Genomic DNA, 14,886 nt, shown 5'->3' with positions numbered 1-14,886 from the left:
CCTGTACATCATTACAGCAGCAATTAGGATAAAGTTTTCAACTATAGAGGGTTGACTTCGGGTCAATCAACATTCTGGTGTGAGTGAGGAAAAATTAAATTATGGTTACATCACCGCTTCGCTCCCAAGACGCACAAGGGTCAAGGGGCAAAACATCCAAGCCGAGCATTCACGGCATTGGCTCCTTAGCCCAACTCGACAGTCTCCCGAAAACGCCTCTCTTTGGCACCGATGGGATTCGCGGCAAGGCCGGGGAATTATTGAGCGCCACGTTAGCCCTCGAAGTGGGCTATTGGGCGGGCCGAATTTTACAATCCCAAGCTGGGCAGGTGGGCCCGGTGATTATCGGCCAGGATTCGCGCAATTCTAGTGATATGTTGGCGACGGCCCTGGCTTCGGGGCTGACGACGGCGGGTTTAGAGGTGTGGAATGTGGGGCTGTGTCCCACGCCCTGTGTGTCGCACCTGACGCGCCACACGGCGGCCATCGGGGGGGTGATGATTTCCGCCAGTCATAACCCGCCCGAAGATAATGGCATTAAATTTTTTAACCATAACGGCACAAAGTTAACGAAGGCCACGAGCCAACAAATTGAAACGGCGTTGCGGGGTCGCAGTGATCTCACCGTGACGCGGACGCAGTGGGGTAAGCATCAACATACCGTGACATTGGCCCAGGATTATTGCGAGGCGTTGCAGCGATCGCTCCCCACCTCTGACCTCAGCGGGTTAAAGGTCATCCTTGATTTGGCCTGGGGTGCTGCGGTGCAGTTAGCCCCCGAAGTGTTCCGCGCCATGGGTGCGGAGGTGATTTGTCTCCATGAACATCCCGATGGCGATCGCATCAACGTCAACTGTGGATCGACCCATCTCCAAACCCTCCAAGCCGCCATCCAAGAACACCAAGCCGACCTCGGTTTTGCCTTTGATGGCGATGCCGATCGCGTCATGGCCATTGACTCCCACAGCCGCGTCATCGATGGGGATTATATCCTCTACCTTTGGGGTAAATACCTGATGGAGCGGCAGCAATTGCCCGATCATTTGCTGATCGGGACGGTGATGGCCAATCTTGGGTTTGAACGGGCTTGGCAAGCTCTCGGCGGTCAATTCCACCGCACCGATGTCGGCGATCAAAACGTCCAGGCGGCGATGTTTGCCACGGGGGCAGCCCTGGGCGGTGAGCAGTCCGGGCATATCCTCTGCCATCACCACAGTTTTTCCGGCGATGGTCTGCAAACGGCGCTCCACCTCTCCGCCTTGGTGAAAGAGTCGGGGCAATCCCTCGCGGCACTCCGGGACAACAGTTTCCAAACCTACCCGCAACTGTTGCAAAATGTGCGCGTGGACTGTCGCGATCGCCGTCAACATTGGCAAGACTGCGAACCGGTACAGGCTGCGATCGCCCGCGCCGAAGCCGCCTTTGGCGAGCAAGGCCGCGTCCTCGTCCGCGCCTCCGGCACCGAACCCCTGATCCGCGTCATGGTGGAAGCCGCCGACGCCGATGCCGTCGAACACTGGACGCAATACCTCGTCCAATCCGTCCAAACCCACCTCGGTTAGGCGTTGAAAAAGGTATGCTCTTACTGTTAGGTTGCGGTTGAAATGTCTCGATTCCATAGGTCATAAAACCCTAAGATTCCCTCTATCTTTTGGTAGAGGGAATTTTAGAATTGTTGAACTGAGGTTCCTCCTAAACCGGGCGGATGAGAAGAGTAATCCCAAGCCGACCGAGAACTTGAACCGTCGTGCCCGGTGAAAGCTCATCACTCATATTCTGCTCAGCGAGTTGGGCAGGATAAAAAGAGCCTTGGAAGCGAATTCGGCCCTTTTGATCAAGGGTGACGGTGTCGGTAATCACACCGGGAATCGGGGTTGGGAAGAACTGGGGTTGATTGACGAGGAAACGGGTATTCATAAGTATTTTCAGGGGATGAGGGATTTAGAGAGGTTTAGTCGTTTTGCCAACGTTCTTGAGGGATCAGATCGGCAATGCGATCGCGCAGCAAATAGTCATGAAGAGCCAACTCACGTTCAAAGCTGGTATGTTCACGATCAGGTAGATGAGCCAGTAACGTATAAATCGGTTCGTTCCGACTCACTTTGCCCTGTTGAACTAACGTGCGAGCATCGTCTTGAAGTGCGGAGAGGGTGTAGGTTTGGGGTAATGGAGTGGCAACCATAGTTTGTCCTCGGTCATAGAGTTTGAGGGAATGGTTTGGGGAAAGGCTCGGAGCTTTCCCCGCATTGAGGGCTTAGAACGCACAGGGAGTTTCAGGGAATTGTGCCTGCCATTCTTGTCGCAACGCCCGGAGCAGAGGGCGATCGCCATTGGCGTAGGCTTTTTGGAGGCGTTGACAGAGGCGATCGCGCAGATGAGCTTTTTGGGTGTTCATCGTTTGCAGTTGGATTTGGTGTCGCCGTTGTTGTTCAGGAGTTTGGATGCGTCGATTGTGATCAGTAGGGGCAGAGGTTAGGGGGCGTTGGGGGTGGGTATGGGGCGGGAGGGAGATAAGACCGTAGTGAGGTGGCTTGGGTTGATGGGTACGAGATTGGGGAAGTTTCATCGTGCGTCATCCTAAGTGAGGGTGTAAGGAAGGGAACGGAGTAGACAAATCCACTCCCTGAAGTTGATGCATTACGAAGTCATCGGTTTTATACTGAAAGTTGAGCCAGATAGACTCTTTAACACAGTGCTAATGTGTTATTTCTGTTTTTTGTTCTGGGCCATCTTCAAGGCATTGATGGCGTTGCTTTCGCTTTTGCCACGGCCAAGATTGCCTTTGGAGTCTTTGGCGTAGTAGCCACCATAGATGCTTTTTCCGGTGTAAACGCTTTCAGAAGCCATAATGGTTTCTCCTTGAATGAGTTGAACTACTTTCAGTTAAGCGTCCGTACCTTAAAGATGAAAATACACAAACGTAAGATTTTTTCTGAATATTTCTAAATATTCGCTAAACATCCATAAACATTGGCTAAATATTCATGGACGGGTGTGAAAAATGGACAAAAAAAATTTCGAGCGAATTTTCCAGAGCCTACCAGAAAAACGTAAGCGGGTTTTGCTTGAATTTTTGAAAAATCGCAACACTCAAGAAGTCGCTAATTCTTTAAATATTCAGTGTGCAACAGTAAACGTACACATCAGAAACATTTGTATTGATTTTGGTCTAAAGTCTGACGGTGATGATGATAAGCGTTCGGCACGTCCTGAATTAATTAAACTGTTTGAACAATACAAGCCAGAACTATTCAAACAGGACGACGATTTTATTGGTCGGAAAAATGCAATTACTCATCTCGACCAGTTGCGCCAAGCGGGGAAAAACTGTGTCTTGATACAGGGGGATGGAGGTGTTGGAAAAACAGTGCTAGCGGAGCGATATTTAGCAGAACGGTTTCCGGGGCGGTTGGTGCGGTTCGATGTGGCGAAGGAAAGGCAGGCAGTGGGTTCTGCGGCTGGGTTGTTAGAGACAAAGTTAAAGGATTTGGGGGAGGAGTCGCGGGGGGATTTTGCGGTGTTGTGCGATCGCCTTCGTCATAAACTCCAGTCAGAAGCGTTTGGCATTTTGGTGGACAATTTGGAACCGGCCCTTGATGGAAAGGGACAGTTAGTTCCAGAACATCGCGAATATGTAGAGTTATTACGAGTTTTATCCAATGTGTCGTTAAAGTCTTTTACGCTGATCACGAGTCGGGAGCGAGTAAATGAAAATCTCAATATTGAGCCTTACCGGCTGGAATGTTTAGATATGGAAGCGTGGCGGGATTATTTTGGTCAGAAAAAGTTAACTATTGATTCTCCTGTGTTGGCGGAGATGCGCAAATCTTATCGTGGCAATGCGTTGGGGATGAAGGTTTTGCGCGGGCGAATTGCAGAGAATTATCAAGGCAATATTAAAAAATATTGGGAGGAGCATCAAACTTCCGATGGGTTGGCTGTTGAGCAAGCAATGGAAAATCTAATCACTCAACAATTTGATCGCTTGAAGCAAGTTAATCCTAATGCATATAATCTGCTTTGTCGGATGGGATGTTTTCGGTATCAAGATGTGCCAACGGTTCCACGAGAGGGATTATTTTGTTTGTTGTGGGAGGTTCCTCAGAATAAAGCACAGAAGGCAATTGATACGTTACGCAATCTGGCTTTAGTGGATCATATTGATGGTGAATATCGGTTACATCCCCTAATTAAAGAGCAAGCGATTGAGCGATTAAGAAATAGTGAGGATTGGAAAACATCTAATCGACTAGCAGCAAAATTTTGGACAGACAGTGTTGAGTCAATCAATACAGAAGAAGATGCAATCACTGCACTTGAAGCATATTATCATTGCTTAAATATAAAAGATTTTAATAGTGCAGCCGATATAATTACTAATAATAGAAGACATATTTATGACCTTGATGAGTCATTGGGTAGTTCGTTTTATCGATTAGGCTTGCTTTTGAAAATAAAACAAGTGATAAATGCGATCAAAAATCAAGTCAGCTCAAGCCTTTCTTTGGGACAGATGTATAATGTTCTGGGAGACACATATTGGATGATGGGAAATCTTCAATCTTCACTACTTTCTCACATAGAATCAGCAAAAATTGCAAAGCAAATCATTGATGAACAACATAAAGAAAGCCAAAATAAAGAATTAAATAGGTTGTATGGTGTTTCTTTTTTTAACCAAGCATTATGCAAAGTAGAGTTGCTAGAATTCAAAGAGGCTATAGAGCTTTTGAGATTAGATTGTAAAAGGTTTGAAGATATGTTTCCAGAAGATAGGTTTGTAGATCGTTCTTTTATGGCCTTCTGTTATTCATCCCTCAATAACAAAAAGCAAGCTGAGATACTACTTAAAAAATCAATCAATTTGTTTGAAAATCTGAGAAGTCGCCTTGACACTAATCAAAACAATCTTTATGTATATTCATCGACATGGAGTTTTGGATACCATCATATTTTTTCTGGAAAAATTTACCATAAACTTGGAAAGATTGATAATGCCAAAATGCAATATAGTGCAGCTATTTCATTTGCAAATAAAACAAGTTATCTACAGGTCAAGGCGAAAGGTTTAATGGGATTAGGCGAAATTTATACACAATCTGATTTCAAAACTGCTTTAAGTTATCACACTGAATCTATCGATATTTTAAAAAGAATTGATGCTAAGTGCGATCTTGCTGAAGCTTATTATCAAATTGCCTTGACCTATCAAGCTATGGGCGACGTTCTCAACAGCCAAGAATACTTTAAGAAATCCATCACCCTCTGGCAAAAAATCGATGCCCCCAGACAAATCGAACGAGTCCAAAATTCTATGAATCAGAATATCCATAAAAAAAATCCAGAGCCAGTGCATCCAAAAACATAAGAACAGTAACCAATGAAATTTCGACTTTCAATTCATGCGTTAGGTGAAGCCAAGAAGAGAAAAATCCCCATTCCTTTCATTGAAGCTGTTTTAGAACAACCAGAACAAATCATTCAACAAGATTCGGAAGTGACAATTTATCAATCCAAAATAGACTTTGGCACTGGAAAGTTGTATTTGCTTCGTGTTTTCATCAATACCACTGTTGATCCGGCTGTTGTTATTACCCTTTATCGAACCAGTCAAATTAAAAAATATTGGAGGAACCCATGAAAATCAAATATGACTCCGAAGTTGATGTTCTTCGGATTACGTTGAAAGATGTGGATATTGAAGAAAGCGATGAAGAAACACCGGGAATCATCCTAGATCTTGACTCTAGTCAAAATGTTGTTGGTATTGAAATCCTACAAGCATCTAAGCGTATTGATAACCCACAAGCCATTGAATATATGATTGCCCCGAAAACGATTTAGACCAGCCACCGGAAGCAGACGACCAATGGGGCTTGATATGCGATTCAAAAATAGTTTGGTCAAGCATTCACGGCGTAATTGTAACCTTCTTTGATACACTGAGGGGCAATTTCACCTATTGCTCCTTGCCCCCCAACTGACGATGCAAAGCCGCTGGAACTCCGCCGAAGCCGCCCAATACACCACTGATTTAGCCCTCCGGGTCTATACCTCGCGCCTGTTGGGGCAAGACCCCAGCCTCGTTTTACATGGCGGGGGGAATACCTCAGTGAAGGTGACGGAAACCAATGTGGTGGGGGACTCGGAAGAGATTCTCTACGTCAAAGGCAGCGGCTGGGATCTCGCCACCATTGAAGCGGCGGGGTTTGCTCCCGTGCGCATGGCGCATTTGTTGAAACTGGCTGAGCTTGAGCGTTTGTCTGACCCGCAGATGGTCAATGAATTAAAAACCCAGATGACCAACGCCAGCGCCCCCTCGCCGTCGGTGGAAACGATTCTCCATGCGACGTTGCCCTATAAATATGTGGATCATACCCATGCGGATGGGGTGGTGACGATTACGAATACGCCCAATGGGTGGGAACGGATTGCGGAGATTTACGGCGATCGCGTCGTGATCATTCCCTACGTGATGCCGGGGTTTGATCTCGCCCGTGTCTGTGCCGCCAAATTCCAAGCCGAAGCGGGCCCGCACACCATCGGCATGGTGTTGATGAATCACGGCATTTTCTCCTTTGGGGCGACGGCCCAGGAGTCCTACGAGCGGATGATCCATCTGGTGAGCCTCGCCGAGGACTACATCACCCAACAAAACGCCACCCTCCCCACTCCCAGCGCCTCGATCCCCGATCGCGCCCTCAGCCACGACCTCGCACAACTCCGCGCTGAATTGTCTTGCTTTGCCGGATGCCCCGTCATTCTCCGCAACCATTGCACCCCGAAAACCCTCGCCTTTGCCCAACGGGACGACATCACGACCATCAGCCAACAGGGGCCCGCCACACCGGATCACGTCATCCGCACCAAACGCCTCCCCCTGATTGGCCGGAATGTGGCTGCCTATGCTGCCCACTATGCCGAGTATTTTAAAACCCACGCCCACGCTGATTTAACGATGCTCGACCCTGCGCCCCGCGTGGTACTCGATCCTGAATTGGGGCTGTGTGCCGTGGGGCAGTCGGTCAAAGCGGCGAATATTGTCGCGGATATCTACGACCACACGATTGATGTGATCAGTACAGCGACAAAGTTGGGCCAATATCAAGCCCTCCCAGCGGCGGATATCTTTGCGGTGGAATATTGGGATCTGGAACAGGCGAAATTGCGGAAGGGGGGGAAACCGCCGCAGTTTACCGGGGAAGTGGCGATCGTGACGGGAGCCGCGTCGGGGATTGGCAAGGCCTGCGTGGCGGAACTGCTCAAACAGGGGGCGGCGGTGGTGGGGTTGGATCTCAATCCAGCGATTGAATCGCTCCATGACCGGGCGGATTTTTGCGGGATCACCTGTGATGTGACCGATGAAGGGGCGATCGCTCAAGCCCTGGAAAAAACCGTGCGTCAGTTTGGCGGCGTGGATCTGGTGGTGCTCAATGCGGGGATTTTTCCGCCCAGTTGTGCGATCGCATCCCTCGACACGGCCCAATGGCGCAAGGTGATGAACGTCAATTTGGACGCAAATTTAATGCTGTTGCGGGAATGCCATCCCTTTTTGAAACTCGCCCCCCAAGGCGGTCGCGTTGTGGTGATTGGCTCGAAAAATGTCCCCGCCCCCGGCCCTGGGGTGGCGGCCTATTCGGCGGCGAAAGCAGCCCTGACGCAACTCGTCCGGGTGGCGGCGTTGGAATGGGGCGGCGATCAGATTCGGATTAATATCGTGCATCCCAACGGGGTGTTTGATACGGGGATTTGGACGGATGAGGTGCTCCAAGCCCGCGCCGACCATTACGGTCTGTCGATTCAGGACTACAAAACGAATAATGTGCTCAAGGTGGAGGTAACCAGCGCCACTGTTGCCGAGATGGCGATCGCCATGTGCGGCCCCCTGTTCGCCGCCACCACCGCCGCCCAAGTGCCCATCGATGGTGGCAGCGATCGCGTCATTTAGCCCCAGCCCCCCCGATCGCAACAGACGGGATCGCCTAACGGGGTGGCATGGTGCGATCGCCCCTGAGCCGGGGGTCTGGGGGGGAGATATCCCACCCAGTGGGAGGTTTAGAGGGCTAGACCTCCAATATGGATAGGGTTATCAATAACCTTGAAAACTCAAGCACGCGATCGCCACACCTCCCGCCAGGGTTTGCCCCCCACCTCTAGGCCACCGGTGGAACTCGTCGCCGTCAACAGGAGCGATTCATGGCCGTTCCAATGCTTTTCAAACAGGCGCAGCGTCACGTCACCCCGCATCGTATCCCGACAGCAAAACTGCATCCCCCCCAGCGTCGGCGCTCGCAGCAGTGTCCCGGTGTGGGTCGTCGTCCCCACCAATTCCACCCGATACCGCCAATGTTCCGCCCCCATCACCCACCGCCCCCAGGGGTCAATCGCCCAACTCACACGGCTATTCCAGGGCACAAACTCATAGAACTGGCCCCGGTAGTGAATCCCCACCATCGCCACAGATTCCGCCCAGGTCAGCACTTGCCGCCGTCCACCGCCCGCCGTCAGTGCCAAATCCGGCTCACCGTCAAAACTATTACAGTTGAGCCAAAACCACTCACGGGGAAAAGCGCGACCCCAATTTTTTTCGCTGTAGGCGGGGGCTTGGTGGAGGAAATACATCTGACCGTTCCAGTCAATCCAACCGTTGGCGAGGCCGTGGGCCATGAGGATTTGCCAACCGGGTTCAAAGATTTGGAATTGTGAGAGCCAGCCCGCTGTTGATTGTTGGGGGAAACGGGGCGAACCCCAGCCATACAGGGGCGCGATCGCATAGTCCCAGCGACAATAGAACCCAGTAGCGGGATCGCAGAGATAGCCCTGATTGAGGTGGGCGGTGGCTTGGTAGCCTTCGGTGCTGTGGGCGTGAAATTGGTCGGGGGGGAGTTCGTGGCGGGGTAGGCCGGGGGTGCGCCAATGACCGAGGGCGAGGCGATCGCACTCCGCCCAAAAGAGATCCACATCGGGGAGCGATCGCCACACATACCCATCCTGGGGGCCGAGGATTTGCGCCGCGCCGCCGCTATGGGGTTGGCCGCCCTGGGGGTCTTCGATGGAATACATAAACGCGATCGTTTCCCCCAACTGAGGCAGCGTCACCCGGTAATACCACCCTTCAAAAAACCGTTGATCACTGCCATCCCAGTGATAACCGCTGTGGGGCGTTTGGAGAGGGTTGGGGATCATAGTTGCCGTCTCGTCGTGAATTGTACGGTTTTAATTCAACCGTCTGTCCTATGCTAAAGGTTTCTGCAATTTGGATGCACCCATGGCTGAAATCCTGGCCCAACCCTACCCCTATCCGCTGCCACCCTTGTCACAATTGGCGTTGGTAATTATCGATATGCAACGTGACTTTCTCGAACCGGGAGGGTTTGGGGCAGCCTTGGGCAATGACGTGACCCAACTACAAGCGATCGTCCCCACAGTGCAAACCCTGTTAAACACCTGTCGCACCTTGGGCATCACCGTGATTCATACCCTCGAATGCCATCGCCCGGACTTGTCCGACTGTCCCCCTGCAAAACGGAAGCGGGGCAAGGGTAGCTTGACTATTGGCGATCGCGGCCCCATGGGACGCATCCTGATCCAAGGCGAACCCGGCAACGCGATCATTCCTGAACTCACTCCCCAACCCGGCGAAATCGTCATCCAAAAACCCGGCAAAGGCGCATTCTATCACACCCCCCTCAGTCAAGAACTCGAACAACGCGCCATCACTCACCTCCTGTTCACAGGGGTCACCACGGAAGTCTGTGTCCAAACGACGATGCGCGAGGCCTGCGATCGCGGTTATGAATGTCTCCTGATCGAAGATGCCACCGCCAGCTATTTCCCCGACTTCAAATCCGCCACCCTCAACATGGTCACCGCCCAAGGAGGTATCGTCGGCTGGACTGCCCCCAGCACCGAGGTTTTAGCCGGACTCGCAACGCTTTAACATCCCAAAGATTGCAACCACCCCCGCACAATACTAATCACCACAGGGGCAAACGCTTCAAGCTGCCCCCCCTGGGGCTGGGCTAGATCAGCCATCAGCAACATTAATAACGCCTCATCCTCTAGACCTTCATGAGGATCAATACTATTAGCCCACAGTAAAGCATTGGATAGTTGCTTACGTTTTTCAATCAGGGCGCGGTTATTTTTTTCATCATCTCCCAGGTTTAAAATGCGAATTGTTTCACAGGCGCGATCGCTCACCCCCTCCACCCGGCCGCTAATCTTAAACCGGAGTTCCGTCTCGCAGGCCGCCATCAGAGGCGTTAACGGTAATGCTTGGGATTGATGAGCCTTGCCGCATTGGTTTAGGGTATTGCAACTGACGACAATATTCGTAAAATCAAGGGTGCGTTGAGGGTTTAGACGTTGTGCTTCTAGATGTTCATTATGACCATCCTTGATTGTTGAAATTCGCTGACAACAATAGGCACACAAATAAAACTGTTCATCAAGAGCCTGTTGTCGAATAGCCTGCCGAACATCTGAATTAAGCTCAGAATATGAACGTTGGGGATGCAGTCGTTTCCATGTATTGAGGGCTTGAGGTTCTGATCCTTTTTTAATGGTTCGCATGACGAATTTCTTGTTTTCGCAGTAATAACCTAGCCTTGATTAATTCGAGATGATTTGTGGGAAGTTCAGCGCTTAACCATGTTAATAGCTGTTGGGACTCAGGGAATCGGGAATCTTGAATTGCATCAAAGAGATCATTTAATTGGGTGTCGATCGCTTCATTGCGGATGCTGGTATTCATCACATCAAGAAGAATAGTGTTGGCATCTTGGCCGTAGGGAGAGGGTAATTGATGCAATTGACCATTATTCAAGATGTAGACCAAGACATCTTTGCGATCGCTAATCACTAAGGGTGAATGAGTGGTCAAAATAAACTGACAATTGGGAAATGTGTTGATGAAGCGATCGCATAAACTCCGCTGCCACGACGGATGAAGGTGCAAATCAACCTCATCAATTAAAACAATCCCATCCCCTTCAAGGGGATTTTTAAGGGCAGGATTGAGCATGGCGAGGCGGCGGGCAATATCACCGACAAGTGCCATGAGCGATTTTTCACCTTGGGATAGTTGAGCCACATTCAGAGTTTCGCCATTTTTATCAATTGCCATGTGCAGGCGAGGTTTACGGCGAACCCTCAAATGACTCATCTCCGGCATAAAGTGATAAATCGCGGTGCGAACGGCTGTTAATTGTCGATCTTTTGTTGAAGCATTTAGTTCATTTAATTGTTGCCAGACCTTGCTATCAGATTCTCGAAACAGTTCCATTTGCCGTAAGATATGATCAGAAATTCCTGATTCATTTTCAATATCTTCTCGTTCTCGAAACCATTCAAAAAAACGCCGAAAATCAACCCCTTGACTAATTGAATTATCATAGGCATCTAGTTGTGAAAAGGTGTGTCTGGTTCTGATTTTAAGTGGAATATCAAGCACCACCCGCTCAACGGGATAAAATGCCACCAATGGCAAGCTGACCTGATCATCATGCGTTAGAGTTTCACGATAGCCATGGGCGAGGCGTGTGCAGCCGGTAAGATTACTTGTGAATTGTGGGTTGCGTCCCTGTCTATTTTTAGCAAGATTCCAGCTAAAATAATGCTGCGAATCAGGTTCACTGGAACCTGATTTATGCCATGAATCATCGATATTGACTTCAATACTTGCTGTGGTTGCTGTGTTACGAATAATTTCTTCAGGAATTGGGTTGCCGTTGGATTTTTCAGTGCGTAAACGAGCAATGAACCAACTCAGAGCGATCGCAACTGATTGTAAAATAGAGGTTTTTCCCGCTCCATTATTCCCCACAAAAATGGTAATATTGCCAGACGTTTCTTCTGTGGGAGCGAGGGGAATATCCAGATTTTCGAGGAACCCAATATTCTTGAGAATAACCCGTCGAATTTCCATCGTAAATCCTAGTTCAATCGTTGCAAGGCGTGAATCCTGACCGCGCCCATCTCAACACCATGGGGCTTTGCTCACTTCCCATTATGAGTCACGACGGAACAGGATGGATGTTTATCCTTGGGGCATCAATGGGAAAATGGAGCCGATAGCAGTAGTTTAATCGGACATTATGTTTACGGGACTTGTGCAGGCATTGGGGACGGTTGAGGCGGCGGGGGCGGATCAGTTGAAGATTCAGGTGATGGGGGCGGCGGGAGCGATTCTCGAAGGGTTGGAGATTGGCGATAGTGTGGCGGTGGATGGGGTGTGTTTGACGGTGGATCGGTATTTGCCCCAGGGGTTTATCGCGATCGCATCTCCCGAAACCCTCCAGCGCACCTGTTTAGGAGCGCGATCGCGCGATCGTGACCCCGTTAATTTAGAAACTTCCCTGCGGGTCGGCAGTAAAATCGGCGGGCATTTTGTCACCGGCCATGTAGACGGGGTGGGGCAACTGCTCGCAGCGGTGCAAACCGCCACCTCCTGGGAAATGACCTTTGGAATTGTGCCGGAAGAACGGGAGCAATGGCAGAGTGCGATCGCGCCCTATCTCGTCAACAAAGGCAGCATCGCCGTCAATGGCATCAGTCTCACCGTTGCCCGCTGCGACCCCGACGCGAGCCAGTTCACCGTCGCCGTCATCCCCCACACCTACCACGCCACCAACCTCGCCCAGCTTCAAGCCGGGCAGTGGGTCAACCTTGAAGGCGATATTTTAGGCAAGTATGTCGAGCGATTGCTCCGGGTAACCCCACAAACCGCAACACCTTCTGATGCAATCACTCTCGACTTTTTAACCGAACATGGTTATTCCTAGGGCAATGGATTGCGATTCGTCCAATCCCCAGCCTAAGATCGTGAAGCTAACGCCTCAACCCACCCGCAGACCGTCATGATTCCAGATCTTTTGTTGCGCCGCAAAACTCACTTTATTTTGTGGCGACCGGGTTGCACTGAACCCGCTCCGCGTTTGTTGCTGGGTTTGTTTGCACGCATCATTCCCACCCGTGAAGGGCTGCGCGAAATTCCCCTCGCGCCTAATCCTGACTTTCCGGAGTTGTGGGAAGTGGCGGCGGCGGATTGTGAACTGATCGAGGGTCAAGTGTATGCCTATTGGTTTAAGGTGAAAAATGTGAACCCCTATGGATTTACGGGGCCAAATGAAATTTTGTATTGCACCGATCCCCTCGCGGCTACGGTGGATCGGCGGCCCTCGCGTCTTGCGCCAATTCCTCCCAATGAGGGCGGCGTGGCCAGTGGTGATCCGGCCAGTGTGGTGCGCTATGGCCGGGGGCAGTTAATCCCCTGTAATGCCGATGGCGAAACGGCGATATGGAATGAGGCGCACCCGACGGCGGCACTGCCGAAAAATAATCAATTGGTGATCTACGAACTGCCCACCCGTTGGACACAGACGGGCCAAGGGGGAAAAGGCATCGGCTGTTTTCGGGATATTTTGGCGTTGGTGGAACCGGAGGCGATCGCCCCTGATTTTGCCCAGGTTCCGGCCGTGGCAGCGGGTCAGTCCCACCTGAAAACCTTGGGGATAAACTGCCTGGAACTCTTGCCCCCGGCCGATAGTGATGATGTGCTGGAATGGGGCTACGGCACGGCGAATTTTTTCGCGGCCGATGATGATCTCGGCCGCTCCGCCAGTCAAGAAGCCTCAAGTGCGATGACGGATTTAATCGCTCTGGTGGCGGCTTGTCATCGCTTGGGGATGCGGGTGTTTATTGATGCGGTGATGGCCTTTGCGCGGAATAACCCCTACAGGAATATTAATTTTTTGGATTTCATGGTGCAGTGGGGGGTGAATGATCCGGAGCAGGGCGATCGCGACGGCTTCGGCGGCGATCTGTTCAAATACAACTTTTGGGTGGAGGGCTATCATCCCCTCTCTGGCAAAAAAGACTGGTTTGTCCCCGCCCGCGAATACATGAAACTCTACATCGCCCATTGGCTGGAGCAATACCACATCGACGGCGTGCGCCTCGACAGTGTGAACAATGTCGGCAATTATGACTTTTTGCAGGAATTTCGGGATTTTGCGCGGGCCTATTGGCGCGATCGCGGCGGCGCAGACGAGCAATTTCTCGTCGTCGGGGAAGAACTCTCGGTTCCCATTGCCCTCATCCACCAAAACCGCCTCGATGGCCTCTGGAATGAGAAATTCAAACAGATCGCCCGCCAAGTGATTTTAGGCCAACCGGCAGCGGGCGATCGCAGCTTTGAATGGAGCGTCCGCAAACTGATCGACTGTCGTTACCTCGGCTTCACCGACGGAACCCAAGCCATCAACTACCTCACCTCCCACGATGTCGGCGGCTTCGGCAACGAACGCCTCTACAACTACCTCCTCAACCAAGGCATCACCGACCTCGAACAACGGATCAAACTCGCCTTCGTCTGTCTCCTTACCGCCGTCGGCATCCCGATGATCCTCGCCGGAGATGAATTCGCCGATCAACATGATTTCGACCTCAGCGACGAACACAGCCACCACAAACAAATCGATCCCGTCAACTTCGATCGCTGCCAAGACCCCTGGCGACAACGCCTCTTCCGCTACGTCGCCCGCCTCGTCAGATTCCGCACCCAAGCCCCCGGCCTCGCCGTCAACGACACCCAATTCCTCCAAATTGACTACACCGAAGGCAAACAAGTCATCGTCTGGCAACGGGGCATGGGAGAAAACGCCGTCATCGTCGTCGCCAACTTCTCCGCCTACGGCACACCAGACCCCTTTGCCCCCAGCTCTGAATATCGTGTCAACGCCTGGCCCCAAACCCCCTCCGGCAAACACTGGTGGGAAGTCACCCAAGACCGCATGATCTTTACGGAATGGATCGGCCGCGAACCGATTTTCCCCTGGGAAGCCAAAGTTTACACCCTCATCGATGCCTAACCTCAACCCCCAC

Annotated in this window: 15 protein-coding genes; 8 read left to right on the top strand and 7 right to left on the bottom strand. The window is 51.1% G+C overall.

Annotated elements, in window-relative coordinates; genetic code table 11:
- Nucleotides 1–101: 101 nt before the first annotated feature.
- On the top strand, nt 102–1,562 hold the full coding sequence (glmM, locus tag SPI6313_RS11470) for a phosphoglucosamine mutase (protein WP_072621120.1): 1,461 nt from the start codon (nt 102–104) through the stop codon (nt 1,560–1,562).
- 130 nt (nt 1,563–1,692) lie between these two features.
- On the opposite strand, the gene SPI6313_RS11465 is transcribed toward glmM, so the two are convergent.
- The 4 genes from SPI6313_RS11465 to SPI6313_RS23535 all read right to left on the bottom strand — a co-directional run bounded on the left by SPI6313_RS11465 (nt 1,693) and on the right by SPI6313_RS23535 (nt 2,847).
- Entirely contained in the window at nt 1,693–1,917 is a 225-nt protein-coding gene (locus SPI6313_RS11465) for an NfeD family protein (RefSeq protein ID WP_072621119.1), read from the bottom strand.
- A gap of 34 nt (nt 1,918–1,951) precedes the next feature.
- Nucleotides 1,952–2,182 carry a DUF4327 family protein gene (locus tag SPI6313_RS11460; RefSeq protein WP_072621118.1) on the bottom strand — a complete coding sequence of 77 codons (231 nt, stop codon included), beginning with the start codon at nt 2,180–2,182 and terminating at the stop codon, nt 1,952–1,954.
- A 72-nt stretch (nt 2,183–2,254) separates the two neighbouring features.
- Nucleotides 2,255–2,566, bottom strand: coding sequence for a hypothetical protein (locus SPI6313_RS11455; RefSeq protein ID WP_072621117.1), 312 nt, complete (start codon nt 2,564–2,566; stop codon nt 2,255–2,257).
- Between the two features lie 137 nt (nt 2,567–2,703).
- Nucleotides 2,704–2,847 carry a hypothetical protein gene (locus SPI6313_RS23535; RefSeq protein ID WP_175551121.1) on the bottom strand — a complete coding sequence of 48 codons (144 nt, stop codon included), beginning with the start codon at nt 2,845–2,847 and terminating at the stop codon, nt 2,704–2,706.
- Between the two features lie 154 nt (nt 2,848–3,001).
- Here SPI6313_RS23535 and SPI6313_RS11445 point away from each other — a divergent pair, with 154 nt between their 5' ends.
- From SPI6313_RS11445 to SPI6313_RS11430, 4 genes are all read left to right on the top strand, one after another.
- Nucleotides 3,002–5,368 (top strand): AAA family ATPase, encoded by a 2,367-nt coding sequence (locus SPI6313_RS11445; protein WP_072621115.1) that lies wholly within the window; start codon nt 3,002–3,004, stop codon nt 5,366–5,368.
- A 12-nt stretch (nt 5,369–5,380) separates the two neighbouring features.
- Entirely contained in the window at nt 5,381–5,641 is a 261-nt protein-coding gene (locus tag SPI6313_RS11440; protein WP_072621114.1) for a DUF4258 domain-containing protein, read from the top strand.
- A complete protein-coding gene (locus SPI6313_RS11435) occupies nt 5,638–5,844 on the top strand; it encodes a DUF2283 domain-containing protein (protein WP_072621113.1) in 207 nt (68 codons plus the stop codon). The genes SPI6313_RS11440 and SPI6313_RS11435 overlap by 4 nt, the downstream gene beginning before the upstream one ends.
- Nucleotides 5,845–5,986: 142 nt before the next feature.
- Nucleotides 5,987–7,948 (top strand): bifunctional aldolase/short-chain dehydrogenase, encoded by a 1,962-nt coding sequence (locus SPI6313_RS11430; RefSeq protein ID WP_072623105.1) that lies wholly within the window; start codon nt 5,987–5,989, stop codon nt 7,946–7,948.
- Between the two features lie 158 nt (nt 7,949–8,106).
- Here SPI6313_RS11430 and SPI6313_RS11425 read toward each other — a convergent pair whose 3' ends face one another.
- Nucleotides 8,107–9,186, bottom strand: coding sequence for a tocopherol cyclase family protein (locus SPI6313_RS11425; protein ID WP_072621112.1), 1,080 nt, complete (start codon nt 9,184–9,186; stop codon nt 8,107–8,109).
- Nucleotides 9,187–9,268: 82 nt separating this feature from the next.
- On the opposite strand from SPI6313_RS11425, the gene SPI6313_RS11420 reads away from it, so the two are divergent.
- On the top strand, nt 9,269–9,940 hold the full coding sequence (locus SPI6313_RS11420; protein ID WP_072621111.1) for a cysteine hydrolase family protein: 672 nt from the start codon (nt 9,269–9,271) through the stop codon (nt 9,938–9,940).
- Here the strand turns inward: SPI6313_RS11420 and SPI6313_RS11415 are convergent.
- Nucleotides 9,937–10,575, bottom strand: a complete 639-nt coding sequence (locus SPI6313_RS11415; protein ID WP_072621110.1) for an HNH endonuclease family protein — start codon at nt 10,573–10,575, stop codon at nt 9,937–9,939. The genes SPI6313_RS11420 and SPI6313_RS11415 overlap by 4 nt on opposite strands.
- Nucleotides 10,562–11,929 (bottom strand): AAA family ATPase, encoded by a 1,368-nt coding sequence (locus SPI6313_RS11410; RefSeq protein ID WP_072621109.1) that lies wholly within the window; start codon nt 11,927–11,929, stop codon nt 10,562–10,564. The genes SPI6313_RS11415 and SPI6313_RS11410 overlap by 14 nt, the downstream gene beginning before the upstream one ends.
- A gap of 169 nt (nt 11,930–12,098) precedes the next feature.
- Between SPI6313_RS11410 and SPI6313_RS11405 the strand changes: the two genes are divergently transcribed.
- Nucleotides 12,099–12,785 carry a riboflavin synthase gene (locus tag SPI6313_RS11405; protein ID WP_072621108.1) on the top strand — a complete coding sequence of 229 codons (687 nt, stop codon included), beginning with the start codon at nt 12,099–12,101 and terminating at the stop codon, nt 12,783–12,785.
- Between the two features lie 75 nt (nt 12,786–12,860).
- Nucleotides 12,861–14,873 (top strand): alpha-amylase family glycosyl hydrolase, encoded by a 2,013-nt coding sequence (locus tag SPI6313_RS11400; RefSeq protein ID WP_072621107.1) that lies wholly within the window; start codon nt 12,861–12,863, stop codon nt 14,871–14,873.
- Nucleotides 14,874–14,886: the final 13 nt, after the last annotated feature.

The sequence above is a fragment of the Spirulina major PCC 6313 genome, from assembly GCF_001890765.1.
GTDB classification, from domain to species: Bacteria; Cyanobacteriota; Cyanobacteriia; order Cyanobacteriales; family Spirulinaceae; genus Spirulina; species Spirulina major.
This window is presented reverse-complemented; position numbering and strand designations above follow the sequence as displayed.

Coding starts and splice junctions, on each gene's coding strand:
- glmM (WP_072621120.1), top strand. CDS start 102: ATGGTTACATCACCGCTTCGCTCCCAAGACGCACAAGGGTCAAGGGGC.
- SPI6313_RS11465 (WP_072621119.1), bottom strand. CDS start 1,917: ATGAATACCCGTTTCCTCGTCAATCAACCCCAGTTCTTCCCAACCCCG.
- SPI6313_RS11460 (WP_072621118.1), bottom strand. CDS start 2,182: ATGGTTGCCACTCCATTACCCCAAACCTACACCCTCTCCGCACTTCAA.
- SPI6313_RS11455 (WP_072621117.1), bottom strand. CDS start 2,566: ATGAAACTTCCCCAATCTCGTACCCATCAACCCAAGCCACCTCACTAC.
- SPI6313_RS23535 (WP_175551121.1), bottom strand. CDS start 2,847: ATGGCTTCTGAAAGCGTTTACACCGGAAAAAGCATCTATGGTGGCTAC.
- SPI6313_RS11445 (WP_072621115.1), top strand. CDS start 3,002: ATGGACAAAAAAAATTTCGAGCGAATTTTCCAGAGCCTACCAGAAAAA.
- SPI6313_RS11440 (WP_072621114.1), top strand. CDS start 5,381: ATGAAATTTCGACTTTCAATTCATGCGTTAGGTGAAGCCAAGAAGAGA.
- SPI6313_RS11435 (WP_072621113.1), top strand. CDS start 5,638: ATGAAAATCAAATATGACTCCGAAGTTGATGTTCTTCGGATTACGTTG.
- SPI6313_RS11430 (WP_072623105.1), top strand. CDS start 5,987: ATGCAAAGCCGCTGGAACTCCGCCGAAGCCGCCCAATACACCACTGAT.
- SPI6313_RS11425 (WP_072621112.1), bottom strand. CDS start 9,186: ATGATCCCCAACCCTCTCCAAACGCCCCACAGCGGTTATCACTGGGAT.
- SPI6313_RS11420 (WP_072621111.1), top strand. CDS start 9,269: ATGGCTGAAATCCTGGCCCAACCCTACCCCTATCCGCTGCCACCCTTG.
- SPI6313_RS11415 (WP_072621110.1), bottom strand. CDS start 10,575: ATGCGAACCATTAAAAAAGGATCAGAACCTCAAGCCCTCAATACATGG.
- SPI6313_RS11410 (WP_072621109.1), bottom strand. CDS start 11,929: ATGGAAATTCGACGGGTTATTCTCAAGAATATTGGGTTCCTCGAAAAT.
- SPI6313_RS11405 (WP_072621108.1), top strand. CDS start 12,099: ATGTTTACGGGACTTGTGCAGGCATTGGGGACGGTTGAGGCGGCGGGG.
- SPI6313_RS11400 (WP_072621107.1), top strand. CDS start 12,861: ATGATTCCAGATCTTTTGTTGCGCCGCAAAACTCACTTTATTTTGTGG.